Genomic DNA, 24,446 nt, shown 5'->3' on the forward strand with positions numbered 1-24,446 from the left:
TGTTTTATCGCTGGAAAGGACCCCAGTCCGGCTCGCGGATGTCGCCCCCCTGCCCGGCCAGCCGTGCCTTGATCTTGCCGTCCAGCGTGGTGGTCATGAGCGCCTCGCGCCCGCCCTGCCGGGTCGCGTAGACGATCAGGCGGCCGTTGGGCGCGAAACTCGGACTCTCGTCGGCCGTGGTGTCGGTCACCGACACGGGCGCGCCGCCGGCCAGCTCCATGACCTGCAGCTTGAAGGCCCCTCCAATGCGCGAAATGTAGGCCAGCCATCTGCCGTCCGGGCTGAGTGCCGGGGAAATGTTGTAACTCCCGGTAAAGGTCACCCGTTCAGGGTTGCCGCCTGTGGCGGGCATGCGATAGACCTGCGGCGCGCCGCCGCGGTCGCTGACGAAGTAGATGCTGCGCCCGTCCGGCGTGAACAGCGGCTCGGTGTCGATGCCCGCCGACTGCGTCAGGCGGCGCGGCTCGCCGCCGCCGGCGTCGATGGTGTACAGCTGCGAGCCGCCCTCGCGGCTGAGGGTCACGGCCAGCGTGCGGCCGTCGGGCGACCAGGCGGGCGCGCTGTTGGAGCCGCGGAAGTTGGCCAGCAGGCGGCGCCGGCCGCTGGCCACCTCGTGCACGTAGACCACCGGCTTGCGCGACTCGAAGGACACGTAGGCCAGCTGGGCGCCGTTGCTCGACCAGGCCGGCGAGATGATGGGCTCGGGGCTGGCCAGCGCCGACTGCGCGTTCTCGCCGTCCGCGTCGGCCACCCACAGGTTGTAGCGGTTGCCCGCCTTGGTCACGTAGGCGATGCGGGTGGAGAACACGCCCCGCTCGCCGGTGAGCTTCTCGTAGATGAAGTCGGCCACGCGATGGGCGGCCAGCCGCAGGTCGCCCGCGTTGACCGCGTAGCTCTGGCCGCCCAGGTCTTGGCCGCGCACCACGTCCCACAGGCGGAAGCGCACGTCCCAGCGGCCGTCGCTCAGGCGGCCGACCCGGCCGGCCACCAGCGCGTCGGCGCCGCGCTGGCGCCAGGGCGCCACGTCGGGCCGGCTGGCCTCGTCCAGCAGCCCGGCGCCCGCGGCATCGACGCCGCGGAAGCGGCCGCTGCGCTCCAGATCGGCCTGGACGATGGCCGCGATCTTCTGCGGCGCCTCCGCGTCGCCGCGGAACGGCGCGACGGCGATGGGCAGCTGCGTCAGGCCCACACCCGTCACCTCCACCCGGAACTGTGCGAATGCCGCGGGCAGCGCGCCCGCACCGAGCAGGCCGACCACGTGGCGGCGGCGGAATTGACCCAGCGAATTCATGCTCCAGTTTCTCCTTGACGATGGTTCAGTTCGGTCACGGCCACCCCGGGTTGGTTCCCGGCCTCGGCCAGGCCGATGGCCGCGCGGCGCAGGCCGCTGCTTTGGCGCTCCAGCACCCGCGCCCGGTTGGCGGCTTCGCCCGCCCGGCTGTTCTCGCGGTGCCACAGGTGGAACACCTCGGTGGACAGGAAGCCATTCTTGCGCGCCAGCCCCTGGTTGTGCAGCCGCAGCACCAGGTCGGCATCCTCGTGACCCCAGCCGCTGAAGCTCTCGTCGAAGCCGTTGACCGCCTCCAGGTCACCGCGCCACAGGCCGAAGTTGCAGCTGCGGATGCCGCGCCAGCGGAACCGCGGCTCGCGCCGGCCCGGTGCCCCGGTCCAGCGCACCAGGTGGGCCAGCTTGTTGACGTCGCCGGCCAGGCGCAGCCGCAGCCACTGCGCCGGCGGCAGCCGCCCCGGGTCGATTTCGCCGGCGAGCACGCGGCGGCTCAACCGCTCGCTCAGCAGCACGCGGCTGCCGTTGACGAAGGCGCCTGGCTCGGCCAGCCGGCGGTGCTGCGCCACGAAGCGCGGGTTGGGCACGCAGTCGCCGTCCATGAACACCAGGTAGTCCGCCGGCGCGTGCAGGGCACCCAGGTTGCGCGCGCGCGCCGCGGTGAAGCCGACGTCCGGATGCCACACGTGCCGCACCGGGCAGGGGAAGCGCGGCAGCCCCGCGCGCAGCGCGTGCACGTGCTCGGGCCGCGACCCGTCGTCGGCGACCACCACCTGGTCGTCGGGCGCGCACTGGGGCGCCAGGCCGCGCAGCACCGCCAGCAGCGCGTCCGAGCGGTTGTAGGTGAGGACGACGAAGGCCGTCCTCATGGGCCGGTGGTCCGGGCGGCAGCGCGCTGCAGCAGCCACAGCTTGAGGTAGCGGTAGTAGGTGCCCTCGGCATTGGAGATGGCCAGCGCCAGGCCGAGCCGGCCGTCCAGGAAGCCGCGCCGCAGCAGATAGGTCCGCACGAAGGCCCACAGGCCGTGGCCCAGCGCCTTGGCGAACGAGCCCTTGACGCCGCGCCGCTGCAGCGCGCGCGCGGCGGCGGTGGAGTACCGGTCCACCTTGGCCAGCACCGACTCGAAGTCGCGCATGCTCTCGTGCAGCAGCTCCCCGCCCAGCCGGCCCACGCTGCCGTCCACCAGCAGGCGCTCGTGCACCAGGTCGTCCGAGAAGCGCGCCTGGCCCCTGCGCCACAGCCGCACGATGCGGTCGGGGTACCAGCCGGAATGGGCCATGTACTGACCGCAGTAGCTGGAGCGGCGGTTGACGCTGTAGGCCGCATGCGCGGCCGACCGCATCGCCTGGCGGATCTGCGCGGCCAGGTCGGGCGTGATGCGCTCGTCGGCATCGAGCGAGAACACCCAGTCGCCCTGGGCCAGGTCCAGCGCGCGGTTCTTCTGCGGCCCGAAGCCCGGCCAGTCGGGCGTGACCACCACGCGCGCGCCCAGCGAGCGGGCGAGCTCGACCGTGTCGTCGGTGCTGCCGGAGTCGAGCACCACAACCTCGTCCGCGAACTGCGCGGAACGCACGCACTCGGTGATGTGGATGGCTTCGTTCTTGGCGACGATGATGATGGACAGGCGATTCATAGCTCGTGCAAGCCGTCGAGCGGAGCATGCCACGGCATAATCCGCGACTCGACAAACGCCTGATTATCACACCCCGACTCATGAACAAAGCGCCCGCGGTCGTCGTTGCCGGAGGCACCGGCTACATCGGCTCCCACATGGTGCGCATGCTGCGCGAAAGCGGTTGGCGCCCCATCATCATCGACAACCTCGCCACCGGCCATGCCGAGGCGGCTGCCAGCGCCGAGCTCAAGGTCGGCGAAATCGGCGACAAGGCCTTCGTCGCGGCCGTGCTCAAGGAGTTCGAGCCGCAGTGCGTGATGCACTTCGCCGCCTCCAGCCTGGTAGGCGAGTCGGTGCAAAAGCCCGGCAAGTACTGGCGCAACAACCTGGTGCAGACGCTGAACCTGCTGGACACCATGCTGGAGCACGGCGTCACGCAGTTCATCTTCTCGTCCACCGCCGCCGTGTACGGCAACCCGGTCGAGGTGCCCATCCCCGAGGACCACCCCACGCGACCGATCAACCCCTACGGCCACAGCAAGCTGGCCGTGGAGTACGCGCTGGAGGATTACTCCGCCGCGCACGGCCTGCGCTCGATCACGCTGCGCTACTTCAACGCCGCGGGCGCGCACCCGGACGGCAGCCTGGGCGAGCGGCACGAGCCCGAGACGCACCTGATCCCGCTGATCCTGCAGGTGGCCTCGGGGCGGCGCCCGCACATCGCGCGCTACGGTTCCCAGCACGCCACCCCGGACGGCTCCTGCATCCGCGACTACATCCACGTGCAGGACCTGTGCGCGGCCCACCTGCTGGCGCTGCGCAGGCTCGAGGCCGGCGCGGCCACCACCACCTACAACCTGGGCAACGGGCTGGGCCATTCGGTCAACGAGGTGATCGAGGCGGCGCGGCGCGTCACCGGCCATCCCATCCCCATGCGCGACGACCCGCCGCGCGCCGGCGACCCGCCGGTGCTGGTGGCCGACGCCGCGCGCGCCCGCGCCGAGCTGGGCTGGTCGCCGCAGTACGGCGACATCGAGACCATCATCGCCCACGCCTGGCAGTGGGAGCGCCGGCTCCACCAGGCCGCCCGCCACCCGTGACCCGGATCGACCTCGCCGCGGTGCGGTGGCTGCTGCCGTACTTCGGCGGTTCGCGCCGCCTCTGGATCGTCGCGGCGCTGGCGACCCTGGTGTCCTCGGCCACCGAGCCGCTGGTGCCGGCCCTGCTCAAGCCCCTGCTGGACCGGGGCTTCAAGCCCGGCGGCCTGGAGCTGTGGATGGTGCCCGCCGCCCTGCTGCTGCTGTTCGCGGTGCGCGGCACGGCCGGCTACCTGGCCGACCTGGCGGTGGCGCGCATCACCCAGGACGGGCTGCTCGCGCTGCGCGAGGCCCTGTTCGGCCGGCTGCTCGACGCGCGGCTGTCGCTGTTCGGCACCGAGAACGCGACCTCGCTGTCCAACACCGTGGTGTTCGAGGTGCAGAACGGCGTCACCCTGCTGGTCAACTCCGTCATGGGGCTGCTCAAGGACAGCCTGGCGCTGCTGGCGCTGCTGGTGTACCTGCTGCTGCTGAACTGGCAGCTCACGCTCGTCGTCTTCGCCATCGTGCCGGGCGTGGGCTGGATCATGCGCACGCTGTCGCGCCGGCTCTACCGCATCGCGCGCAGCACCCAGACCGCCACCAACGACCTGGCCTACGTGGTCGAGGAGAACGTGCTGGCCGCGCGCGTGGTGCGGCTGCACGGGGCCCAGGCGGCGCAGGCCGCGCGCTTCGCCGGCCTGAGCGCGGCGCTGCGCCGGCTGGCGCTCAAGTCGGTGGCGGCCTCGGCCGCCATCACGCCGCTGACGCACATGCTGGCGGCGGCGGCGCTGTCGGTGGTGATCTGCATCGCGCTGTGGCAGACCCGCGACGGCATCACCGTGGGCACCTTCGCTTCCTTCATCACGGCCATGCTGATGCTGATCGCGCCGAGCAAGCGCCTGTCCGAGGCGGCCAACCCGATCTCGCGCGGCCTGGCGGCGGTGCAGCGGGCCATCGACCTGGTCGAGAAGACGCCGGCCGAATCCGGCGGCAGCCACGCACCGGGCCGGGCCCAGGGGCGCATCAGCCTGCGCTCGGTCAGCGTGCGCTACCGCGATGAGGGAGCGCCGGCGCTGGACCATCTAAGCCTGGACATCGAGCCCGGCCAGGTCGTCGCGCTGGTCGGCCCGTCGGGCTCCGGCAAGACCACCCTGGCCAACCTGCTGCCGCGCTTCGTCGTGCCCGACGGCGGCCAGGTGCAGCTGGACGGCGTCGACCTGGCGCAATGGCGCCTGGATGCCCTGCGGGCCCAGTTCGCCCTGGTCAGCCAGGACGTGGTGATGTTCAACGACACCCTGGCGGCCAACATCGCGCTGGAGGATCCGCCCGACCGCGAGCGGGTGGAGCGCTGCGTCGACGCGGCCAACCTGCGGGCCCTGGTCGCTTCGCTGCCGCAGGGCCTGGAGACCGTGACCGGCCACAACGCGGCCGAGCTGTCCGGCGGCCAGCGCCAGCGCCTGGCCATCGCGCGCGCGCTGTACAAGGACGCGCCTATCCTGATCCTGGACGAGGCCACCTCGGCGCTGGACGCGGCCTCCGAGCGCCTGGTGCAGGAGGCGCTGCAGCGCCTGATGGCCGGCCGCACCACGCTGATCATCGCCCACCGCCTGTCCACCATCGAGCATGCCGACCGCGTTGTCGTGCTCGAGCAGGGCCGGCTGGCCGAAAGCGGCAGCCATGCCGAGCTGATGGCGCAGGGCGGCCTGTACGCCCGGCTGCGGGCGCTGCAGCAGGGCGCGGCATGACGGTCTTGAAGGCGCTGCGCGAGCCGGCGCTGCCGCCGGCCCCGCGGCTGGCCGCGCCGCTGGACCGGCTGCTGGCCGGCACCCTGGCCGTGTTCGGCTTCGTGCTGCCCTTCTCGCCGCCGGCGGTGGCGCTGGCCATGCTGGCCCTGCTGCTGCTGCTGCTGCCCGCAGCGCCGGCCTTGTGGCGCAGCGCCCCCTGGCGCGACCCGGTGATCGCGGTCGGCCTGGCGCTGCTGGCCTACATCGCGCTGCACACCTGGGTCGTCTCCGGCTTCACCGCGAGCTCGGGCCGCCTGGTGAACCACTACCACGAACTCCTGATGGCGGCGGTGCTGCTGGGCCTGTTCCGGCTCGTGTCGCGGCCGCAGTGGTTCTTCTTCGGGCTGGCCCTGGGGGCGGTCGGCTATGCCGCCGTGCACTGGCTGGGCCTGGCCTGGCAGCCCCTGGCCGAGGACCTGAGCTCGCGCCGCATCTCCGCCGGCTTCGGCCTGGCGCTGTGCGCCTTCCTCCTGCTCGACCAGTCGCGCCGCTACACCGGCCGCGTCCGCGCGCTGCTGCGGGCCGGCGCGCTGTTCCTGGCGGCCACGGTGCTGTTCGCCATCGACGGCCGCACCGGGCACGTGGTGCTGCTGGTGCTGGTGGCGTGCGCGGCCTGGTGGCACAGCCCGCCGCGCCTGCGCTGGGCGGCCCTGGTGGCGCTGCCCACCGCCGCCGCGCTGCTGGCGCTGAGCTCCACGGCGGTCCAGTCGCGCCTGGGGGAGACGCTGGCGGTCGCGCGGGGCGCCCCCAACGGCGAACTCACCTCCACCGGCATCCGGATGGAACTGCTGCATGCCGCCCTGGAAGTCGCCCGCGGCCACTACGCGACGGGCGCAGGCTTCGCGCGCTACGGCGATTTCCATTCCGCCTCGGCCCGCGCGCGGGACGCCGCTCTGGGCCGGCCGGCCGCCCCCTATCCCTGGGCGCAGGTGAACAACCCGCACAACGAGTTCCTGATGCAGCTGGTGGGCGGCGGTGTGCTCGCCCTCGCCCTGTTCCTGGCCTGGCTGGGGCTGACCGCGCTGCGGCGCACCGCCGGCCGACCCGATCGCCTGCTGATCGCCATGAGCCTGGCCTTCGCCACCGGCTGCCTGTTCAACTCGCTGCTGCGGGACTTCGCCGAGGGCCATCTGTACGTGGCGCTGCTCGCGTGGGCACTGGCCCGGTCCGGACGCCAGGAAGCCGCTGCGCCCGCCGTGGCCGGCGGCGGCAAGCGCGCGGCCTGAGCGGCTTCAGAGCAGCACGATGTCGTACTGCTCCTGGCCCATGGCGCTCTCGCTCTGCAGCGAGATCGGCTTGCCGATGAAGTCCGACAGGCCGGCCAGGTGCTGGCTCTCCTCGTCCAGGAACAGCTCGACCACCCTGGGCGAGGCCACCACCCGGTACTCGCGCGGGTTGAACTGGCGCGCCTCGCGCAGGATCTCGCGCAGGATGTCGTAGCACACGCTGCGCGCGGTCTTCACCTGCCCTGACCCCTGGCACGACGGGCACGGCTCGCACAGCATGTGGGCCAGCGACTCGCGCGTGCGCTTGCGCGTCATCTCGACCAGGCCCAGCTGCGAGAAGCCGCCGGCCATGGTCTTGACCCGGTCGCGCGCCAGCTGCTTGCGGAACTCCGCCAGCACCGCCTCGCGGTGGTCCTCGCGCTGCATGTCGATGAAGTCGACGATGATGATGCCGCCCAGGTTGCGCAGCCGCAGCTGCCGGGCGATGGCGTGCGCCGCCTCCAGGTTGGTCTTGAAGATGGTGTCGTCGAAGTTGCGCGCGCCGACGAAGCCGCCGGTGTTCACGTCCACCGTGGTCAGCGCCTCGGTCTGGTCGACGATCAGGTAGCCGCCGGACTTGAGCTCCACGCGCCGGCCCAGGGCCTTGGCGATCTCCTCGTCGATGGAGAACAGGTCGAAGATGGGCCGCTCGCCCTTGTACAGCTGCAGCCGCTCGACCGCCTGCGGCATGAACTCGCGGCCGAAAGACTGCAGCAGGCCGAACTGCTCGCGCGAATCGATGCGGATGGTCTGGGTCTCGTCGGTCACCAGGTCGCGCAGCACGCGCTCCAGCAGGCTCAGGTCCTGGTGCAGCAGCGAGGGCGGCGGCAGGGTGACCGCGGCCTGCCGGATGCGCGCCCAGGTCTTGCGCAGGTAGGCGATGTCCTCGGCGAGTTCGCCGTCCGAAGCCTCCTCTCCGTTCGTGCGCAGGATGAAGCCGCCCCCGCCGCCGCTGGACGCCTCCCCCACCAGCGCCTGCAGCCGGGCGCGCAGCGCCTCGCGCTGCTGCGACGGAATCTTCTGCGACACGCCCACGTGGTCGTCCTGCGGCAGGAACACCAGCAGGCGCCCGGCGATGCTGATCTGGGTGGACAGGCGAGCGCCCTTGGTGCCTATCGGGTCCTTGATCACCTGGACCATCAGCGCCTGGCCCTCGAACACCTGTTTCTCGATGGGCACCAGCGGCTGGCCCTGGCGCACCGGCTCGCCGGGTGCGCCGCCGTTGGCATGCAGGTCCGCCACGTGCAGGAAGGCCGCGCGCTCCAGGCCGATGTCGATGAAGGCCGACTGCATGCCCGGCAGCACGCGGGCCACCTTGCCCAGGTACACATTGCCCACCCGGCCGCGCTCGAGCGTGCGCTCCACGTGCAGCTCCTGGACCGCGCCGTTCTCGACGACGGCCACCCGCGTCTCCTGCGGCGACCAGTTGATCAGGATGTCCTGCTGCATGCGGCCACAGGATACCTCAGCCCCTGCGCCGTGAAGGCGCTGCTAGACTGACTTCTCGCATGCGAAATGCCTCCCCGTGCCCACTGGCACCCCCCACATGAGCACCCCGACACAGCCTCCGGCCTTTCTCCAGGGAGGCGGCGCCATGGGCGAGCGGATCCGGGCCTTCGACTGGGCCTCGCATCCGCTGGGCCCGCCGCAGCAGTGGCCGGACGCGCTGCGCATGGCGCTCACGCTGTGCCTCAATTCCAGCTTCCCCACGGCGATCTACTGGGGGCCGGAGATGCACGTCCTCTACAACGACGCCTGGTCCGTGATTCCGGCGGAGAAGCATCCCTGGATCCTGGGTAAGCCGGCGCGGGAGGGCTGGGCCGACATCTGGCACATCGTCGAGCCGCAGTTCCGGCAGGTGTTCGACGCCGGCCAGGGTCTGGCGCTGTACGAGCAGATGCTGCCCATGGTCCGCGGCGGCGCGCCGCGCGAGACCTGGTGGAACTACAGCATCACGCCGATCCGCCACGCCGACCACGCCGTGGGCGGCATCTTCAACCAGGGCCACGAGATCACCGAGGTGGTGGTCGCGCGCCGCCAGCGCGAGGCGGAGCTCGCCCGCTGGCGCGAGATGTTCCGGCAGGCACCCGTGCCGGTGGCGCTGCTGCGCGGGCCGGGTCACGTGTACGAGTTCACCAATGACGCCTACCTGCGGCTGATCGGGCGCCGGAACGTGACTGGCCAAAAGGTCCGGGACGCCCTGCCGGAGATGGTGGAGCAGGGTTTCATCGCCCTGCTTGACCGGGTCTACCGCAGTGGCGAGACTTACCTGGGCGCCGGTGCTTCCGTGAAGCTGCAGCGCCTGGAAGGCGGGCCCATCGAGGACCGCACCGTCGACTTCATGTACCAGCCCATGCGGGATGCGCGCGGCGAGGTCGAGGGCATCCTGGTGCTGGTCACGGACGTCACCGAGCGGGCGCGCGCGGAGGCGGCGCTGCGGCTGTCGAACTGGCAGCTCGGGGAGGAGCGCGCGCGGCTGGCCTCGCTGAACGAGGCCGAGCAGCGGACGCAGCAGGCGCTTCGCCGGTTCAACGACACGCTGGAGGCCGAGGTGAGGCGCCGCACCTTCGACCAGACCCGCGCGCTGCAGTCCCAGGGCGCGGTCGCCGACCGGCTGCGTGCCGCCTTCGCCACCGACCTCATCTTCCAGGGCTTCATGGACCCGGACGGCACGCTGCGCGACAGCAACCCCGCGTCGCTGGCGGCGATCCGCTGCAGCCTGCACGAGGTGGTGGATCGCCCGTTCTGGGAGACGCCCTGGTTCAGCGCCACGCCCGGGATGCCACAGCGCGTGCGCGAAGCGGTGGAAACGGCCCGCCAGGGGCGCACGGTGCGCGCCACCTTGACCGTTGACCTGCCGGACGGCAGGCGCAGCTTCCGCTTCTCCGTGCGGCCGGTGTTCAATGGCCGGCAGGAGCTCGTGGGCCTGGTGGCGGAGGCGCTGGAGGTCGCGGCGGCGCCGGAGAAGCCGGCCGACGCAGAGGTGGTGATGCGCAGCCGGGAGCCTACGGCCTGATCCCGACCGCTTCCAGTAGGGTCGCCGTCTCGTGCAGCGGCAGCCCCATGATCCCCGTGTAGGACCCGCTGATGCGCATGATGTGCGCCGCCGCCCGCCCCTGCACGGCGTAGGCGCCGGCCTTGCCCATGGGCTCGCCGCTGTCGACGTAGGCGCGGATCCGCGCCGGGCTCAGGGCCGCGAAGCTGACGCGCGAGTCGCTCAGCGCCTCCACCCGCTTGCGGCCGGACTGGACCGCCACCGCGGTCAGCACGCGGTGGGTCCGGCCTGCCAGCTCGCGCAGCATGCGCGCCGCCTCCTTCGCATCCGCCGGCTTGCCGTAGATCGCCCGGCCCAGGGCCACGGTGGTGTCCGAGCACAGCACCGGCGCGGGCGGGAGCTGGCGGCGCCGCAGCCGCGCCAGGGCGGCGTCCAGCTTCAGGCCGGTGACACGACGAACGTAGGCCGCCGGCGCTTCGCCGGGCTTGACCTCCTCCAGCGCCTCGCTGTCCTCGTCCTCGTCCGGCAGCAGCAGTTCGTGGCGCACGCCCAGCTGCTCCAGCAGCTGGCGCCGGCGCGGGCTCTGCGAAGCCAGGTAGATGAAGGTCGAAATCATGGCCGAGTCGCCGCCGGGCCGCCCCAAGGCGACTCAGCCCCCTCGGGGGGCAGCGCAGTACACGAAGTGACAAGCGTGGGGGCTGACATCACTCGCGGTGGTAGGGATGGCCGGCGTTGATCGACCACGCGCGGTACAGCTGCTCGACCAGCAGCACCCGCACCATGGCATGGGGCAAGGTAAGGTCCGACAGGCGGATGCGCTCGTGGGCCGCCTCGCGGAACGCCGGCTGCAGGCCGTCCGGGCCGCCGATCACCAGGGCCACGTCCTCCCCGCCCAGCTGCCAGGCCCTGAGCTGGGCGGCCAGCGCCACCGTGGTCAGGGAGGTGCCGCGCTCGTCCAGGGCCACGACGCGGGCGCCGCGCGGGATGGCGGCCGCTATGCGCTCGCGTTCGGCGGCCAGCAGGGTGTCCAGCGACTTGGAGCCGCGCGGCTCGGTCTTCACGGCCTTGAGCTCCAGCCGCAGCTCGGGCGGGAAGCGCTTGGCGTAGTCGTCCCAGGCCGCCTGTGCCCAGTCGGGCACGCGCTGGCCCACGGCCACCACGAGCAGCTTCATCCCTTGCGGGCGGGCGCCTTCTTGGCCGCGCCCTTGGCGGCGGTCTTGGCCGGGGCCTTCTTGGCCGGCGCCTTCCGGGCGGGCGGGGCGGCCGGCGCCGCTGCCTTCCTTGCGGAGGCCTTGGCGGCCGGCGACCTGGCCGGCGCGCGCTTCTTCGCCGGGGCCTTGGCCGCCTTCTCCGCCGCGTCGGCGGCCCGGATGGCCTTCTTGGCGGCGCTGCTGCGCCGCAGCGAGGGCTCGTTGGCCGCCTTGCGGGCCGGCGTCTTGCCCGTGGCCTTCGCCGGCGCGGCACGTTCCGCTGGCGGCTTGGGCGCGCCGAACTTCAGGCGGATCGGCTTGTCGCCCCAGATCTCTTCCAGATGGTAGTAGGTGCGGATGGCCGGCTGCATGATGTGGGCGACGGCCGGGCCGCAGTCCACGATGATCCACTCGCCGTTCTCCTCGCCTTCCACGCGCGGCTTGGGAAAGCCCGCATCGCGCACCGCGTCGCGCACGCTGGCGGCCAGGGCCTTGGTCTGCCGGTTGGAGGTGCCCGAGGCCACGATGACCCGCTCGAACAGCGGCGACAGATGCTCGGTGTTGAAGACCTGGATGTCCTGCGCCTTGACGTCCTCCAGCCCATCGACGATGGCGCGCTGCAGGCGTTGGGTGTCTTTCTTGACGGCGGTGTCTTGGGTCATCAGGTCTTGCGGTAAAGATGGTGTCGGTCAATATAACGTGCGACGCCGGGGGGAACCAGCTCGGCAATGTCCTGTCCGGCGGCGACGCGCGCGCGGATGCCGGTCGCGCTCACCGGCATGGGCGGCAGCTCCACCGGACGCCAGCGCACGCCGGGCAGCTTCTGCGGATCGAACGGTGCGGCGGCCGGCTCCGGCCGGGCACGGGCCGCGATGCAGATGGTGGCCAGCCGGATGATCTGGTCGCTGTCGCGCCAGCCGTGCAGGGCCTCGGCCTGGTCGGCGCCTATCACCAGCATGAGCTCGGCGCCGGGGAACTCGGCGCGCAGCTCGCGCAGCGTCTCCACGGTGTAGGTCGGCCCGCTGCGCGCCAGCTCGCGGCCGTCGACCACCGCGCGCGGCACGTCGGCGAAGGCCTCCTGCGCCATCGCCAGCCGGTGCTCGCCCGCGCTGAGTGCGCGCGCCTTGTGCCAGGCCTGCCCGGTGGGGAAGATGCGCAACTGGTCCAGCTGCAGCTGCCCCACGGCCGCGGCGGCCAGCCCGACGTGCGCCCGGTGCGGCGGGTCGAAGGCGCCGCCGAACATGCCCACGCGGCCGATGGCCGGGCGGTTCATCAGGAAACCTCCGCCCTACGGGCTGCGGTGCCATGAGCCTTCGGAGCGGCCGTGCGGCTCATGCCCACTCCCGCGGCACCAGGAACTCGCGGTACAGCGCCTCCTCGGCGGATCCGGCCTCGGGCTGGTTCTGGTAGGCCCAGCTCGCCAGCGGCGGCATGGACAGCAGGATGGACTCGGTGCGCCCGCCCGACTGCAGGCCGAAGTGCGTGCCGCGGTCCCACACCAGGTTGAACTCGACATAGCGCCCGCGCCGGTATAGCTGGAACGCGCGCTCGCGCTCGCCGTGGGGCAGTTCCTTGCGCCGCTGCAGGATGGGCAGGTAGGCGCCCAGGAAGGCGTCGCCCACCGCGCGCAGCATGCCAAAGCCGCCCTCGAAGCCCAGCTCGGAGAAGTCGTCGAAGAACACGCCGCCGATGCCGCGCTGCTCGCCGCGGTGCTTCAGGCGGAAGTACTCGTCGCACCAGTGCTTGAAGCGCGGGTACTTGTCCTGGCCGAACGGCGCCAGCGCGTCCCTGCAGGCGCGGTGGAAGTGGCGCGCGTCCTCCTCGAAGCCGTAACAGGGCGTCAGGTCCATGCCGCCGCCGAACCAGAACACCGGCGCACCATCGGCCGGGGTGGCGGCCAGCATGCGCACGTTCATGTGCACCGTGGGCGCGTACGGGTTGCGCGGGTGGAACACCAGCGACACGCCCATGGCCTCGAACGGCGCGCCGGACAGCTCGGGCCGGTGCTGCGTCGCCGAGGGCGGCAGCCGCGGGCCGGTCACGTGCGAGAAGCCGCAGCCGGCGCGCTCGAACACCGGCCCGCCTTCCAGGATCCGGGTGATGCCGCTGCCCTGCAGCGGCTCGCCGGCCGGCTTGGTCCAGGCATCGGACAGGAAGGGCGTGCCGTCGACCGCGGTGCAGGCGTCGGTGATGCGCGACTGCAGGCCCAGCAGGTAGTCCCGGACCGAGGCGACCGCGGGAGTGCCGCTCATCCGCGCGTGGCGCGATGGCCGATGTCGCGGCGCCACTGGGCGCCGGCGAAGCCGATGCCGCGCACCACCTCGTAGGCGCGCTGCTGCGCCGCCTTCACCGTCTCGGCCAGGGTGGTCACGCACAGCACGCGCCCGCCCGTGGTGACGACGGCGTCGCCCTGTTTCGCGGTGCCGGCATGGAACACCATGGCGTCGGGCGTGGGGCGCGGCAGGCCGCTGACCACGTCGCCCTTGCGCGGGCTCAGCGGGTAGCCGCCCGCGGCCATCACCACGCCCAGCGCGGTGCGGCGGTCCCATTGCAGCTCGATGCCGCCCAGGCCCGGGCCGGTGGCGGCCATCAGCACGTCGAACAGGTCGGACTTGAGCCGCATCATGATGGGCTGGGTTTCCGGATCGCCCATGCGGCAGTTGAATTCCAGCGTCTTGATGCGGCCCTGCCTGTCGATCATCAGGCCGGCATAGAGGAAACCGGTGTAGGGCACGCCGTCCTTGTCCATGCCGCGCACCGTGGGCAGGATCACCTCGCGCATGGCGCGGGCGTGCACCGCGGGCGTGACCACCGGCGCCGGCGAGTACGCGCCCATGCCGCCGGTGTTGGGCCCCTGGTCGCCGTCCAACAGGCGCTTGTGGTCCTGGCTGGTGGCCAGCGGCACCACGTTGCGGCCGTCGCACAGCACGATGAAGCTGGCCTCCTCGCCCTGCAGGAACTCCTCGATCACCACCCGCGCGCCGCCGTCGTTGTGGCTCACGCCCAGCTTGCCGTCCAGCAGCATGAAGTCGATCGCCTCGTGGGCCTCGGCCGCGGTCATGGCCACCACCACGCCCTTGCCCGCCGCCAGGCCGTCGGCCTTGACGACGATGGGCGCGCCCTGCCGGTCCACGTAGGCATGGGCCTGGGCCGGGTCGGAGAAGGCCTGGTAGGCCGCGGTCGGGATGCCGTGGCGCTGCATGAAGGCCTTGGAGAAGGCCTTGGAGCTCTCCAGCTGGGCGGCGGCCTTGCTCGGCCCGAACACGCGCAGCCCCGCCGCCTGGAACTCGTCCACCAGGCCGGCGGCCAGCGGCGCCTCGGGGCCGACCACGGTCAGCGCGATCTTCTGGTCGATCGCCCAGTGCCGCAGCGCGGCGTGGTCGGTGATGGGCACGTTCTCCAGCCGCGGGTCCATGGCGGTGCCGCCGTTGCCCGGCGCCACGTAGACCGCCTGCACCTTGGGCGACTGGGCCAGCTTCCAGGCCAGCGCGTGCTCGCGACCGCCGCCGCCGACGACCAGGACTTTCATGAAGGCAACGCGGCGTTGTGGAACACGTCCTGCACGTCGTCCAGGTCCTCCAGCATGTCCAGCAGCTTCTGCATGCGCGCCGCGTCGTCGCCGGACAGCTCGATGGTGTTTTCCGGCCGCATGGTGACCTCGGCCACCTCGGGCTGGAGGCCGGCGGCCTCCAGGGCGTTCTTCACCGCCTCGAACCCGGAGGGCACGGTGAGGACCTCGATCGCGCCGTCCTCGTCGGCCACCACGTCGTCGGCGCCGGCTTCCAGCGCCACCTCCATCACCCTGTCCTCGCTCTGGCCGGGCGCCAGCACCAGCTGGCCCACGTGCCTGAATTGGAAGGCCACCGAGCCCTCGGTGCCCAGGTTGCCGCCGTACTTGCTGAACACGTGGCGCACCTCGGCCACGGTGCGCACCTTGTTGTCGGTCATGGTGTCCACGATGATGGCCGCCCCGCCGATGCCGTAGCCCTCGTAGCGGATCTCCTCGTAGTTGACGCCTTCGAGGTTGCCGGTGGCCTTGTCGATGTTGCGCTTGATGGTGTCGGCCGGCATGTTGGCGGCCTTGGCCTTGTCCACGGCCAGCCGCAGGCGCGGGTTGGCGTTGAGGTCGCCGCCGCCCTGGCGCGCCGCCACCATGATCTCGCGGATGACCCGGGTCCAGATCTTGCCTCGCTTCTCATCCTGGCGCCCCTTGCGGTGCTGGATGTTCGCCCATTTGCTGTGTCCGGCCACGTGATTGCTTCCTTGCCTGCTCTGGTGTGCGTTACGCTCATGCGCTGTTGATCCTTATTCTACGTTTCGCACCATGGCCGAACCGCTGCTGATCGCCAAGAACCGGGAGGCCGAGTGCTTCCTGCTGCCCCCGCTCGCCAACCGCCACGGGCTGATCACCGGGGCCACCGGCACCGGCAAGACCGTGAGCCTGCAGACACTGGCGCAGCACTTCAGCCGCATCGGCGTGCCGGTGTTCATGGCCGACGTCAAGGGCGACCTCACCGGCATCAGCCAGCCCGGCGCGCCCTCGCCCAAGCTGGCGCAGGCCATCGCCGAGCGGGGCCTGCCCACCCCCGAGCCGGCCGGCTGCCCCACCACGCTGTGGGACGTGTTCGGCGAGCAGGGCCACCCGGTGCGGGCCACCGTGTCCGACATGGGCCCGCTGCTGCTGAGCCGGATGCTCGGCCTGAACGAGACCCAGGCCGGCGTGCTGCAGATCGTCTTCAAGATCGCCGACGCCCAGGGCCTGCTGCTGCTGGACCTGAAGGATCTGCGGGCCATGCTGGCCTTCGTCGGCGAGAACGCGCGCGAGTTCACCACCGAATACGGCAACATCAGCGCCGCCAGCGTGGGCGCGATCCAGCGCGGGCTGCTGCAGATCGAGGCCCAGGGCGGCGACCGCTTCTTCGGCGAGCCCATGCTCGACATCGCCGACTTCATGCAGGTGGTGGACGGCCAGGGGGTGGTCAACATCCTGGCCGCCGACAGGCTGCTGAACTCGCCGCGCCTGTACGCCACCTTCCTGCTGTGGATGCTGTCCGAGCTGTTCGAGACCCTGCCCGAGGTCGGCGACCTGGACCAGCCCAAGCTGGTGTTCTTCTTCGACGAGGCCCACCTGCTGTTCAACGAGGCGCCCAAGGTGCTGGTCGAGCGCATCGAGCTGGTGGTGCGCCTGGTGCGCTCCAAGGGCGTGGGCGTGTATTTCGTAACGCAGAACCCGCTGGACATCCCGGACAGCGTGCTGGCCCAGCTGGGCAACCGGGTGCAGCACGCGCTGCGCGCCTTCACCCCGCGCGACCAGAAGGCGGTGAAGGCCACGGCGCAGACCATGCGTCCGAAGAAGGGCCTGGACATCGAGGCTGCCATCACCGAGCTGGCGGTGGGCGAGGCGCTGGTCAGCTTCCTGGACGCCAAGGGCCGCCCCAGCGAGACCGAGCGCGCCTACGTGCTGCCGCCGGGCAGCCAGATCGGCCCGATCACGGCCGCGCAGCGCCAGGCCCTGCTGGACGGCTCCCTGGTGGCCGGCGTGTACGAGAAGGCGGTGGACCGCGAGTCGGCCTACGAGAAGCTGAAGAGCCGCGCCGCGCAGGCCCAGGCGGCGGCCGGCTCGCCGGCGGGCGCGCCGGGCGGCGGCGGCCTGCTGGGCGGCCTGGGCGACCTGGTCATGGGCTCCACCGGGCCGCGCGGCGGCCGGCGCGAGGGCCTGGCCGAGATGATGGCCAAGTCGGCCGTGCGCACCATCGGCAGCAGCGTCGGCCGCGAGATCATGCGCGGCGTGCTGGGCGGCCTGCTGGGCGGGAGCCGGCGGCGATGAGCGCGCTGCCCACCTTCGAGGACGTGCAGGCCGCGGCCGCCCGGCTGGCCGGCCAGGCCCACCGCACGCCAGTGCTGCGCTCGGGCACGGCCGACGCCCTGGGCGGCGGCGCCCGGTTCTTCTTCAAGTGCGAGAACTTCCAGCGCATGGGCGCGTTCAAGTTCCGCGGCGGCTACAACGCCCTGGCCCGGTTCACGCCGCAACAGAGGCAGCGCGGCGCCCTCGCCTTCTCCTCGGGCAACCATGCGCAGGCCGTGGCGCTGGCGGCGCGCCTGCTGGGCATGCCGGCCACCATCCTGATGCCGCAGGACGCGCCGGCGGCCAAGCTGGCCGCCACCCGCGGCTACGGCGCCGAGGTGATCACCTTCGACCGCTTCAAGGAGGACCGGGAAGCCCTGGCCCGGCGCCTGGCCGAGGAGCGCGGCATGACCCTGGTGCCGCCCTACGACCATGCCGACGTGATCGCCGGCCAGGGCACGGCGGCGCTGGAGCTGTTCCAGGAGGTGGGCGAGCTGGACCACCTGTTCGTCTGCCTCGGGGGCGGCGGCCTGCTCGGCGGCTGCGCGCTGGCCGCCCGGGCGATGTCCCCGCGCTGCAAGGTCTACGGCGTGGAGCCGGAGGCGGGCAACGACGGCCAGCGGTCGTTCCGCAGCGGCGAGCTGGTGCACATCGAGGTGCCGCGCACCATCGCCGACGGCGCCCAGACCCAGCACCTGGGCCAGCTGACCTTCCCGCTGATCCGCCACAACGTTGACGACATCTTCACGGCCAGCGACGCGCAGCTGGTGGACGCCATGCGTTTCTACGCCTCCCGCATGAAGATGCTGGTCGAGCCCACGGGCTGCCTGTCGCTGGCGGGCGCCCTGGCCTGCGGCCTGGACCTCCAAGACGCCCGCGTCGGCGTGCTGATCAGCGGCGGCAACGTCGACCTGGCGCGTTTCGCGCAGCTGGCGGGGTCCTAGGCCTGCGCCTTGCTGTACATTGTTTTTCTGGAGGGTCCGCCATGTCCGTTGAAGTTCCCGCGCCGCGCCACATCCGCCTGACCTCGCACAGCGGCGGCACCGGCGCCCTGCCTGTCCGCTGGGGCGCGGCCACGCCCGCCGAGCGCGGCCCCGTGGTCGGCACCACCGGCCAGCGCAGCCACCGCAACGTCATCGGCACCCACAGCGGCTCGTACAGCGTGTACCGGGCCCTGGCCGTGGCCGCCGGCGCGCTGTCGCGCCAGCACCGCGCCGACCTCACCAACACCTCGCCCACCGACCCCATCGGGCCCTACCCGCAGTGGAGCGACCCCGGCAAGATCGTCAGCCTGGACCCCTGGGGCGCCGACGTGGCCCAGGTCTTCGCCGGCGAGATCGCGGCCGGCTACGACGTGCGCCCGACCATCGCCGTGACCAAGGCGCACGTCATCCTGCCCGAGGTGATCGAGGCGCTGCAGAAAGGCCGGCTCAAGGCCGACGGCAAGTTCCTCACCGCCGGCGGCGCCGCCCTGGTGACCAAGGCCGCCATCGAGCCGGTGTGGTGGCTGCCCGGCGTGGCCAAGCGCTTCGGCTGCAGCGAGACCGACCTGCGCCGCGTGCTGTTCGAGGAGACCGGCGGCATGTACCCCGAGCTGGTGACGCGCAGCGATCTGGAGGTCTTCCTGCCGCCCATCGGCGGGCAGACCATCTACATCTTCGGCAACCCGCACGACCTGGCCGACCCCGCGGTCGAGCTCACGGCCCGGGTGCACGACGAGTGCAACGGCTCGGACGTGTTCGGCTCGGACATCTGCACCTGCCGGCCCTACCTCACGCACGCCATCGAGGAATGCATCCGCGGCGCGCAGCCCCCGTCGGCCGGCGGGCGCGGCGGCGTGGGCCTGATCGCCTACTCGCGCAAGGAAGGCCGGGCGCTGGGCGAGGTCACCAAGTTCCTGGTCTACAACGCGCGCAAGCGCCAGGTCGGCGGCGACACGGCCGACCAGTACTTCGCCCGCACCGAGTGCGTGGCCGGCGTGCAGGACATGCGCTTCCAGGAGCTGATGCCCGACGTGCTGCACTGGCTGGGCGTGCGCAAGATCCACCGCCTGGTGTCCATGAGCAATATGAAGTTCGACGCCATCACCGGCTCGGGCATCGAAGTCGGCGAGCGCGTCAACATCCCCGACGAGCTGATCCCCGCCGACGCCCGGGTGGAGATGGACGCCAAGATGGCCGCCGGCTATTTCACGCCCGGCGAGGTGCCCACCGCCGAAAAGCTCAAGCAGACCAAGGGACGCGGCCTGAATGAGTGATCCCACCGTTTTCATCGACGAGCGCGCCCAGGGCGAAAGCGCCGCGGCCGAGCTGCGCACCACCCTGGCCGTGCGCGAGCGCTGCGGCCAGCTGCTGGCGCGGGCGCGCAGCGGCGGCTCGGCCTGGTTCGAGGTCGACGACGGCGTCCTGGACGCCGCGGCGCGCGAGGTGGTGGCCGTCACGCGCCGGCGCTACCCCAAGCTGCACATCCCGCTGCACAGCCGCTGGCGCCACTTCGAGGCCGGCGGCGTGGACCGCAAGGGCCAGCTCGACAAGCTGCTGCACGGCCTGCCCGCCGCGAGCCGCGCCCATGCGCTGATCGACCTGACGGTCGTCAGCGTGCTGCTGGACGCAGGCGCGGGCCCGGACTGGAAGTACGTGGAGCCCGCGACCGGCCAGACCTTCACCCGCTCCGAGGGCCTGGCGGTCGCCAGCTTCCATGCCTTCACCGCCGGCATGTTCTCCAGCCGCCAGGACCGTCCGCTGCAGGCCGACTCGCAGGGGCTGCGCGGCCTGGTGACGCAGCGCCTGGCCGAGGCGTTCCAGGTCAGCGAGTCCAACCCGCTGGTCGGCCTGCAGGGCCGCGCCATCCTGCTGCGCCGGCTGGGCGAGATCCTGTCCGAGGAACCCGAGGTGTTCGGCGAGGAAGGCCGCCCGGGCGAGATCTTCGATTTCCTGGTCAGCGGCCCGGAAGTGCCGCACACGGCCGACGTGGATGCGCACGACATCCTGTCGCAGCTGCTGATCTCGCTGTCGGGCATCTGGCCGGCCGACAACCAGGCCGGCGGCGTGCCCCTGGGCGACTGCTGGCGCCACCCGGCCGTCAGGGCCGAGGGTCCCTCCGACGGCTGGGTGCCGTTCCACAAGCTGTCGCAGTGGCTCACCTACTCGCTGCTGGAGCCCTTCCAGTGGTGCGGCGTGCACGTGCGCGGCCTGGACGGCCTGACGGCGCTGCCCGAGTACCGCAACGGCGGCCTGCTGATCGACACCGGCGTGCTGCGCCTGCGCGACGCCCAGGCGGTGCAGCACACCTGGAAGCCCGGCGACGAGATCATCGTCGAGTGGCGCGCGCTCACCGTGTCGCTGATGGACGAGCTGGCCGGCCGGGTGCGCCAGCAGCTGCACCTGGACGCCGCCCGCCTGCCCCTGGGCTGCGTGCTGGAGGGCGGCACCTGGGCGGCCGGGCGCGAGCTGGCGCAGCGCCTGCGCGGCGGGCTGCCGCCGCTCAAGGTGGCCAGCGATGGCACCGTTTTCTGATGACACCACAACAAGAAGGAAGCCCGACCTTGAGCAACGTCCACCTGATCGACCATCCGCTGGTGCAGCACAAGCTGACCCTGATGCGCAAGAAGGAGGCCTCCACCAACAGCTTCCGCCGGCTGCTCAACGAGCTGGCCATGCTGATGGCGTACGAGGTCACGCGCGACATGGCCATGCAGGAGGTCGAGGTCGAGACGCCGCTGGAGAAGATGACCGCCAAGGTGATCGACGGCAAGAAGCTGGTGTTCGTCTCCATCCTGCGCGCCGGCACCGGCATCCTGGACGGCATGCTCAGCGTGGTGCCGGGCGCGCGCGTGGGCCACATCGGCCTGTACCGCGACCCCAAGACGCTGACGGCGGTGGAGTACTACTTCAAGATGCCGCAGGAGATGCACGAGCGCGACGTGGTGGTGGTCGACCCCATGCTGGCCACCGGCAACAGCGCCATCGCCGCGGTGGAGCGGCTCAAGGAGCTGCGGCCCAAGTCCATCAAGTTCGTCTGCCTGCTCACCTGCCCCGAGGGCGTGAAGGCGCTGCAGACCGCGCACCCCGACGTGCCGATCTACACCGCCGCCATCGACCGCCAGCTCAACGAGCACGGCTACATCCTGCCCGGCCTGGGCGACGCGGGCGACCGCATGTTCGGCACCAAATAAAACGATGACGTCGCGATCTTCACTCCCTTCCCCTCTGGGGGAGGGTTGGGGTGGGAGCTTGGCCCTCGCCCTGCTGTTGAGCTTTACCTCCCCCCTGGCCCAGGCCGCCCCGTTCACCCCCGCCAACGACGCGGAAGTGGTCGAGCGCCTGCCCGCCCGCGCCGCCGACGACCCCACCCTGCGCCGCGTCGAGTCCCTGCGCAAGCAGCTGGCCGCGCAGCCCCAGGATGCCGCGCTGCGCATCGAGATCGCGCGCCGCTATTTCGACCTGGCCATGGCCCAGGGCGACCCGCGCTACGTGGGCTACGCCAGCGGCGCCATCGCGCCGCTGGCTTCCGCCGACCCGCGCGACGCGGCCTACTGGCTGGTGCGCGGCCAGCTCGAACAGTACAACCACGATTTCGAGGCCGCCCTGGCCAGCCTGGCTCGCGCCGCCGAGCTGGCCCCGGCCCTGGCCGACGCCTACGCCTGGCGCGCCGCCATCTTCATGGTGCAGGCCCGGGCGCGCGAGGCGCTGGCCGAATGCGAGCGCCTCGCGCCCCTGGCCGAGCCGCTGTGGGCGGTCGGCTGCCGCGCCTACGCGCGCGCCGGCCTGGGGGAGCTGCAGCCGGCCTTCGATGAACTGTCGCGCGCTGCCGGGGCCTCGCCCCAGGCCACGCCCGCCGTGCGGCTGTGGGCGGACACGCGGCTGGCCGAGATGGCGCTGCGCCTGCAGCGGCCCGAGGACGCCGAGCGCTTCTTCCGGCGCGCCCTGGGACTGGACATCACCGACCAGTTCCTGCTCGCGGCCTACGCCGACTTCCTGCTGGCGCGGCAGCGCGCGCCCGAGGCGCTCAAGCTGCTGGCAGGCTGGGAACGCTCCGACATCCTGCTGCTGCGCCTGGCCCTGGCCGGGCGCGCGGCCAACGACCCGCGCGCCAACGAGTGGACGGGCGAACTGCGCGAGCGCTTCCAGGCGGCCGCCCGGCGCGGCGACACGCTGCACGAGTGGGAGGCCGCGCGCTTCGAGCTGGAGGTGGAGAACCGGCCCGAGCGCGCCCTGCAGCTGGCCGCCGAGAACTACAAGAAGCAGAAGGAGCCGCGCGACGCCGAGATGCTGATGCGCACCGCCCTGGCTGCCAACCGGCCGGCCGCGGCCGAACCGGCCCTGGCCTGGCTGCGAAGCAGCGGCTACCAGGATCCGGCGCTGGCCGCCCTGTCCCAGCAGCTGGCCGCGAAGGGAGGCCAGCGATGAAACGGCTGCTGCTCACCCTGGCCGTCTGGCTGCTGGCGCACGGCGCGGCGCTGGCCCACAAGCCCAGCGACAGCTACCTCAGCGTGCAGGCCGGCGAGGACCGCAGCACGCTCACCATCCGCTGGGACATCGCCCTGCGCGACCTGGACTACGTGCTGCAGCTGGACCGCGACGGCAACGGCGAGCTGACCTGGGGCGAGGTGCGCTCGCGCGAGGCCGATATCCAGCGCCTGGCGTCGGGCCGCCTGTCCTTCGTCGCCAACGGCCAGCCCTGCCCCTGGAGCGACGCGGCGCCGCTGCAGCTGGACCGGCACAGCGACGGCACCTACGCGGTGCTGGGCTTCGCCGCGCAGTGCGGCCCGCTGGCCCAGGGCCTGACCCTGCGGTACTCGCTGCTGTTCGACGTGGATCCCACGCACCGGGGGCTGGTGCAGTGGCGCGCGCCCGGCGAGGAGCAGCCGCAGCCGCTGGTGTTCGCCGTGGACTCGGCGGAGCAGCCGCTCAGCCTGGAGGCGCCCAGCGCCTGGGAGACGCTGCGCCAGTACGTGTGGGAAGGCGTGTGGCACATCTGGATCGGCTTCGACCACATCCTGTTCCTGCTGGCGCTGCTGCTGCCCGCCGTGCTGCGCCGCCAGGACGGCCGCTGGCAGCCGGTGGACAGCCTGCGCGCCGCGCTGGTCGACGTGGTCAAGGTGGTCACCGCATTCACCCTGGCGCACTCCATCACGCTGAGCCTGGCGGCACTGGGCCTGGTCAGCCTGCCGTCACGCCTGGTGGAGTCGGTGATCGCCGCCTCGGTGGTGGTGGCCGCCCTGGCCAACCTGCGCGGTGGCCGCGCATCGCGCCGGCGCTGGCTGATGGCCTTCATCTTCGGCCTGATCCACGGCTTCGGCTTCGCCTCGGTGCTGGCCGACCTGGGCCTGCCGCAGAACGCCCTGGTGCTGGCCCTGGTGGGTTTCAACGTCGGGGTCGAGCTGGGCCAGCTGGCCATCGTCGCCGTGTTCCTGCCGCTGGCCTTCGCGCTGCGCCGCACCGGGTTCTACCGCGTGGGCGTGCTGCAGGTGGGCTCGCTGCTGATCGCGCTGGTGGCGCTGTGGTGGTTCGTGGAACGGGCGTTCGACCTGTGACCCGTTCCGCGATCACTGCCGCCTGTGCCTTGGCCATGGGGGGACTGGCCTGCTTCGCGGTCCACGCGCAGCCCCGCGAGCCCCAGCCGCTGTGGGAGATCGGCGTCGGCGCCCTGGGCGTGTCGCAGCAGGCCTACCCGGGCGCCGGCACCCGGGTCAACCGCGGGCTGGCCCTTCCCTACCTGGTGTACCGCGGCGAGTTCGTCCGGGCCGACCGTGACGGCTTGGGCGTGCGCGCCGTCAACACGCCCAACTTCGAACTCGACGTCGGCTTTGCCGGCACCTTCGGCTCCGACGCCGACGAGGTCGACGCGCGCCGGGGCATGCCCGACCTGGGCACCCTGGTCGAGCTCGGACCGCGGCTGAAATGGCACCTGGGCGAAGGGCCGGCCCGGGGCCGCCTGCGCGCCGAATTCGCCTTGCGCGGCGTCTTCGACCTGAGCGACGGCCTGAGCCGCAAGGGCACCTCCTTCGAGCCCCGGCTGGTCTATGAGAACCGCTGGGGTGGCTGGCGCTACGGCACGAGCGCCTCCGCCATCTTCGGCAGCCGCCGGCTGGCCGACACGCTGTACGGCGTGGCGCCCGTCTATGCGACAGCGGCACGCCCGGCCTACATGGCGGAGAGCGGCCTCATCGCCCTACGGCTGGGCGCCACGGCGGTCCGCGAGCTGTCGCCGAACTGGCGCTTCTTCGGCTTCGCCCGTGTGGACTCGGTGGCCGCAGCCGCCAACCGGGCCAGCCCCTTGGTCGAAAAGACCTATGGCGCCAGTGTCGGCGCCGGCCTGGTCTACACCTGGGCCCGCTCCGAGACGATGGTGGGCCGCTGAGCGGACGGACCGGCTTGGCATAGGGC

At 72.1% G+C, this 24,446-nt stretch carries 23 protein-coding genes; 12 read left to right on the plus strand and 11 right to left on the minus strand.

Annotated features, from left to right (window positions below):
- Positions 1-4: 4 nt before the first annotated feature.
- Genes tolB through RTA_RS10795 form a run of 3 tightly spaced genes read right to left on the minus strand, consistent with a single transcriptional unit; the run spans position 5 to position 2,918 of the window.
- Positions 5-1,291 carry a Tol-Pal system beta propeller repeat protein TolB gene (gene tolB, locus RTA_RS10785; RefSeq protein ID WP_013901433.1) on the minus strand — a complete coding sequence of 429 codons (1,287 nt, stop codon included), beginning with the start codon at positions 1,289-1,291 and terminating at the stop codon, positions 5-7.
- Positions 1,288-2,154, minus strand: a complete 867-nt coding sequence (locus RTA_RS10790) for a glycosyltransferase family 2 protein (RefSeq protein ID WP_013901434.1) — start codon at positions 2,152-2,154, stop codon at positions 1,288-1,290. The genes tolB and RTA_RS10790 overlap by 4 nt, the downstream gene beginning before the upstream one ends.
- Positions 2,151-2,918: a glycosyltransferase family 2 protein gene (locus RTA_RS10795; RefSeq protein WP_013901435.1), complete on the minus strand. Its 768-nt coding sequence runs from the start codon at positions 2,916-2,918 to the stop codon at positions 2,151-2,153. The genes RTA_RS10790 and RTA_RS10795 overlap by 4 nt, the downstream gene beginning before the upstream one ends.
- Before the next feature lie 80 nt (positions 2,919-2,998).
- On the opposite strand from RTA_RS10795, the gene galE reads away from it, so the two are divergent.
- From galE to RTA_RS10810, 3 genes are read left to right on the plus strand one after another with little or no spacing between them, the layout of a single operon-like run.
- A complete protein-coding gene (gene galE / locus RTA_RS10800; RefSeq protein ID WP_041675351.1) occupies positions 2,999-4,000 on the plus strand; it encodes a UDP-glucose 4-epimerase GalE in 1,002 nt (333 codons plus the stop codon).
- Positions 3,997-5,724 carry a lipid A export permease/ATP-binding protein MsbA gene (msbA, locus tag RTA_RS10805; RefSeq protein ID WP_013901437.1) on the plus strand — a complete coding sequence of 576 codons (1,728 nt, stop codon included), beginning with the start codon at positions 3,997-3,999 and terminating at the stop codon, positions 5,722-5,724. The genes galE and msbA overlap by 4 nt, the downstream gene beginning before the upstream one ends.
- Positions 5,721-6,989 carry an O-antigen ligase family protein gene (locus RTA_RS10810; RefSeq protein ID WP_013901438.1) on the plus strand — a complete coding sequence of 423 codons (1,269 nt, stop codon included), beginning with the start codon at positions 5,721-5,723 and terminating at the stop codon, positions 6,987-6,989. The genes msbA and RTA_RS10810 overlap by 4 nt, the downstream gene beginning before the upstream one ends.
- 6 nt (positions 6,990-6,995) lie before the next feature.
- On the opposite strand, the gene rng is transcribed toward RTA_RS10810, so the two are convergent.
- On the minus strand, positions 6,996-8,477 hold the full coding sequence (gene rng, locus RTA_RS10815; protein ID WP_013901439.1) for a ribonuclease G: 1,482 nt from the start codon (positions 8,475-8,477) through the stop codon (positions 6,996-6,998).
- 145 nt (positions 8,478-8,622) lie between these two features.
- On the opposite strand from rng, the gene RTA_RS19770 reads away from it, so the two are divergent.
- A complete protein-coding gene (locus tag RTA_RS19770; protein ID WP_013901440.1) occupies positions 8,623-10,044 on the plus strand; it encodes a PAS domain-containing protein in 1,422 nt (473 codons plus the stop codon).
- Here the strand turns inward: RTA_RS19770 and RTA_RS10825 are convergent.
- The 7 genes from RTA_RS10825 to RTA_RS10855 form a co-directional block, all read right to left on the minus strand.
- Complete coding sequence (locus RTA_RS10825) at positions 10,034-10,636, minus strand: Maf family protein (protein ID WP_143763064.1); 603 nt, start codon at positions 10,634-10,636, stop codon at positions 10,034-10,036. The two genes, RTA_RS19770 and RTA_RS10825, sit on opposite strands and share 11 nt — an antisense overlap.
- 91 nt (positions 10,637-10,727) lie before the next feature.
- Complete coding sequence (gene rlmH, locus RTA_RS10830) at positions 10,728-11,195, minus strand: 23S rRNA (pseudouridine(1915)-N(3))-methyltransferase RlmH (RefSeq protein ID WP_041675355.1); 468 nt, start codon at positions 11,193-11,195, stop codon at positions 10,728-10,730.
- Entirely contained in the window at positions 11,192-11,875 is a 684-nt protein-coding gene (gene rsfS, locus RTA_RS10835) for a ribosome silencing factor (RefSeq protein WP_013901443.1), read from the minus strand. The genes rlmH and rsfS overlap by 4 nt, the downstream gene beginning before the upstream one ends.
- Positions 11,875-12,486 (minus strand): nicotinate-nucleotide adenylyltransferase, encoded by a 612-nt coding sequence (nadD, locus tag RTA_RS10840; protein WP_013901444.1) that lies wholly within the window; start codon positions 12,484-12,486, stop codon positions 11,875-11,877. Before nadD ends, rsfS begins: the two co-directional genes overlap by 1 nt.
- 58 nt (positions 12,487-12,544) lie before the next feature.
- Positions 12,545-13,465: an oxygen-dependent coproporphyrinogen oxidase gene (gene hemF, locus RTA_RS10845; RefSeq protein WP_013901445.1), complete on the minus strand. Its 921-nt coding sequence runs from the start codon at positions 13,463-13,465 to the stop codon at positions 12,545-12,547.
- Positions 13,462-14,742 (minus strand): phosphoribosylamine--glycine ligase, encoded by a 1,281-nt coding sequence (gene purD, locus RTA_RS10850; RefSeq protein ID WP_013901446.1) that lies wholly within the window; start codon positions 14,740-14,742, stop codon positions 13,462-13,464. The genes hemF and purD overlap by 4 nt, the downstream gene beginning before the upstream one ends.
- Positions 14,739-15,464, minus strand: coding sequence for a YebC/PmpR family DNA-binding transcriptional regulator (locus RTA_RS10855; protein ID WP_013901447.1), 726 nt, complete (start codon positions 15,462-15,464; stop codon positions 14,739-14,741). Before RTA_RS10855 ends, purD begins: the two co-directional genes overlap by 4 nt.
- Positions 15,465-15,537: 73 nt before the next feature.
- Between RTA_RS10855 and RTA_RS10860 the strand changes: the two genes are divergently transcribed.
- The 8 genes from RTA_RS10860 (at position 15,538) to RTA_RS10895 (ending at position 24,420) form a co-directional block, all read left to right on the plus strand.
- Positions 15,538-17,040 (plus strand): helicase HerA-like domain-containing protein, encoded by a 1,503-nt coding sequence (locus RTA_RS10860; RefSeq protein ID WP_013901448.1) that lies wholly within the window; start codon positions 15,538-15,540, stop codon positions 17,038-17,040.
- The gene (locus tag RTA_RS10865) at positions 17,037-18,002 is read left to right on the plus strand and encodes a threo-3-hydroxy-L-aspartate ammonia-lyase (protein ID WP_013901449.1); all 966 of its coding nucleotides are present in this window, start codon (positions 17,037-17,039) and stop codon (positions 18,000-18,002) included. The genes RTA_RS10860 and RTA_RS10865 overlap by 4 nt, the downstream gene beginning before the upstream one ends.
- Before the next feature lie 41 nt (positions 18,003-18,043).
- A complete protein-coding gene (locus RTA_RS10870) occupies positions 18,044-19,315 on the plus strand; it encodes a GTP cyclohydrolase II (protein ID WP_013901450.1) in 1,272 nt (423 codons plus the stop codon).
- The gene (locus tag RTA_RS10875; RefSeq protein ID WP_013901451.1) at positions 19,308-20,573 is read left to right on the plus strand and encodes a URC4/urg3 family protein; all 1,266 of its coding nucleotides are present in this window, start codon (positions 19,308-19,310) and stop codon (positions 20,571-20,573) included. The genes RTA_RS10870 and RTA_RS10875 overlap by 8 nt, the downstream gene beginning before the upstream one ends.
- 29 nt (positions 20,574-20,602) lie before the next feature.
- Positions 20,603-21,232 carry a uracil phosphoribosyltransferase gene (upp, locus tag RTA_RS10880; protein ID WP_013901452.1) on the plus strand — a complete coding sequence of 210 codons (630 nt, stop codon included), beginning with the start codon at positions 20,603-20,605 and terminating at the stop codon, positions 21,230-21,232.
- A 76-nt stretch (positions 21,233-21,308) separates the two neighbouring features.
- Positions 21,309-22,466 carry a tetratricopeptide repeat protein gene (locus RTA_RS10885; protein WP_143762956.1) on the plus strand — a complete coding sequence of 386 codons (1,158 nt, stop codon included), beginning with the start codon at positions 21,309-21,311 and terminating at the stop codon, positions 22,464-22,466.
- Positions 22,463-23,593, plus strand: a complete 1,131-nt coding sequence (locus tag RTA_RS10890) for a HupE/UreJ family protein (RefSeq protein ID WP_013901454.1) — start codon at positions 22,463-22,465, stop codon at positions 23,591-23,593. The genes RTA_RS10885 and RTA_RS10890 overlap by 4 nt, the downstream gene beginning before the upstream one ends.
- On the plus strand, positions 23,590-24,420 hold the full coding sequence (locus RTA_RS10895) for a MipA/OmpV family protein (RefSeq protein ID WP_013901455.1): 831 nt from the start codon (positions 23,590-23,592) through the stop codon (positions 24,418-24,420). Before RTA_RS10890 ends, RTA_RS10895 begins: the two co-directional genes overlap by 4 nt.
- Positions 24,421-24,446 lie beyond the last annotated feature (26 nt).

The organism is Ramlibacter tataouinensis TTB310 (assembly GCF_000215705.1).
Taxonomy (GTDB): Bacteria; Pseudomonadota; Gammaproteobacteria; order Burkholderiales; family Burkholderiaceae_C; genus Ramlibacter; species Ramlibacter tataouinensis.

Excerpts from the sequence above, each read along its gene's own strand:
- tolB (WP_013901433.1), bottom strand. The coding sequence starts at position 1,291 with ATGAATTCGCTGGGTCAATTCCGCCGCCGCCACGTGGTCGGCCTGCTC.
- RTA_RS10790 (WP_013901434.1), bottom strand. The coding sequence starts at position 2,154 with ATGAGGACGGCCTTCGTCGTCCTCACCTACAACCGCTCGGACGCGCTG.
- RTA_RS10795 (WP_013901435.1), bottom strand. The coding sequence starts at position 2,918 with ATGAATCGCCTGTCCATCATCATCGTCGCCAAGAACGAAGCCATCCAC.
- galE (WP_041675351.1), top strand. The coding sequence starts at position 2,999 with ATGAACAAAGCGCCCGCGGTCGTCGTTGCCGGAGGCACCGGCTACATC.
- RTA_RS10810 (WP_013901438.1), top strand. The coding sequence starts at position 5,721 with ATGACGGTCTTGAAGGCGCTGCGCGAGCCGGCGCTGCCGCCGGCCCCG.
- rng (WP_013901439.1), bottom strand. The coding sequence starts at position 8,477 with ATGCAGCAGGACATCCTGATCAACTGGTCGCCGCAGGAGACGCGGGTG.
- RTA_RS19770 (WP_013901440.1), top strand. The coding sequence starts at position 8,623 with ATGGGCGAGCGGATCCGGGCCTTCGACTGGGCCTCGCATCCGCTGGGC.
- rlmH (WP_041675355.1), bottom strand. The coding sequence starts at position 11,195 with ATGAAGCTGCTCGTGGTGGCCGTGGGCCAGCGCGTGCCCGACTGGGCA.
- rsfS (WP_013901443.1), bottom strand. The coding sequence starts at position 11,875 with ATGACCCAAGACACCGCCGTCAAGAAAGACACCCAACGCCTGCAGCGC.
- nadD (WP_013901444.1), bottom strand. The coding sequence starts at position 12,486 with ATGAACCGCCCGGCCATCGGCCGCGTGGGCATGTTCGGCGGCGCCTTC.
- hemF (WP_013901445.1), bottom strand. The coding sequence starts at position 13,465 with ATGAGCGGCACTCCCGCGGTCGCCTCGGTCCGGGACTACCTGCTGGGC.
- purD (WP_013901446.1), bottom strand. The coding sequence starts at position 14,742 with ATGAAAGTCCTGGTCGTCGGCGGCGGCGGTCGCGAGCACGCGCTGGCC.
- RTA_RS10860 (WP_013901448.1), top strand. The coding sequence starts at position 15,538 with ATGGCCGAACCGCTGCTGATCGCCAAGAACCGGGAGGCCGAGTGCTTC.
- RTA_RS10865 (WP_013901449.1), top strand. The coding sequence starts at position 17,037 with ATGAGCGCGCTGCCCACCTTCGAGGACGTGCAGGCCGCGGCCGCCCGG.
- RTA_RS10870 (WP_013901450.1), top strand. The coding sequence starts at position 18,044 with ATGTCCGTTGAAGTTCCCGCGCCGCGCCACATCCGCCTGACCTCGCAC.
- RTA_RS10875 (WP_013901451.1), top strand. The coding sequence starts at position 19,308 with ATGAGTGATCCCACCGTTTTCATCGACGAGCGCGCCCAGGGCGAAAGC.
- RTA_RS10890 (WP_013901454.1), top strand. The coding sequence starts at position 22,463 with ATGAAACGGCTGCTGCTCACCCTGGCCGTCTGGCTGCTGGCGCACGGC.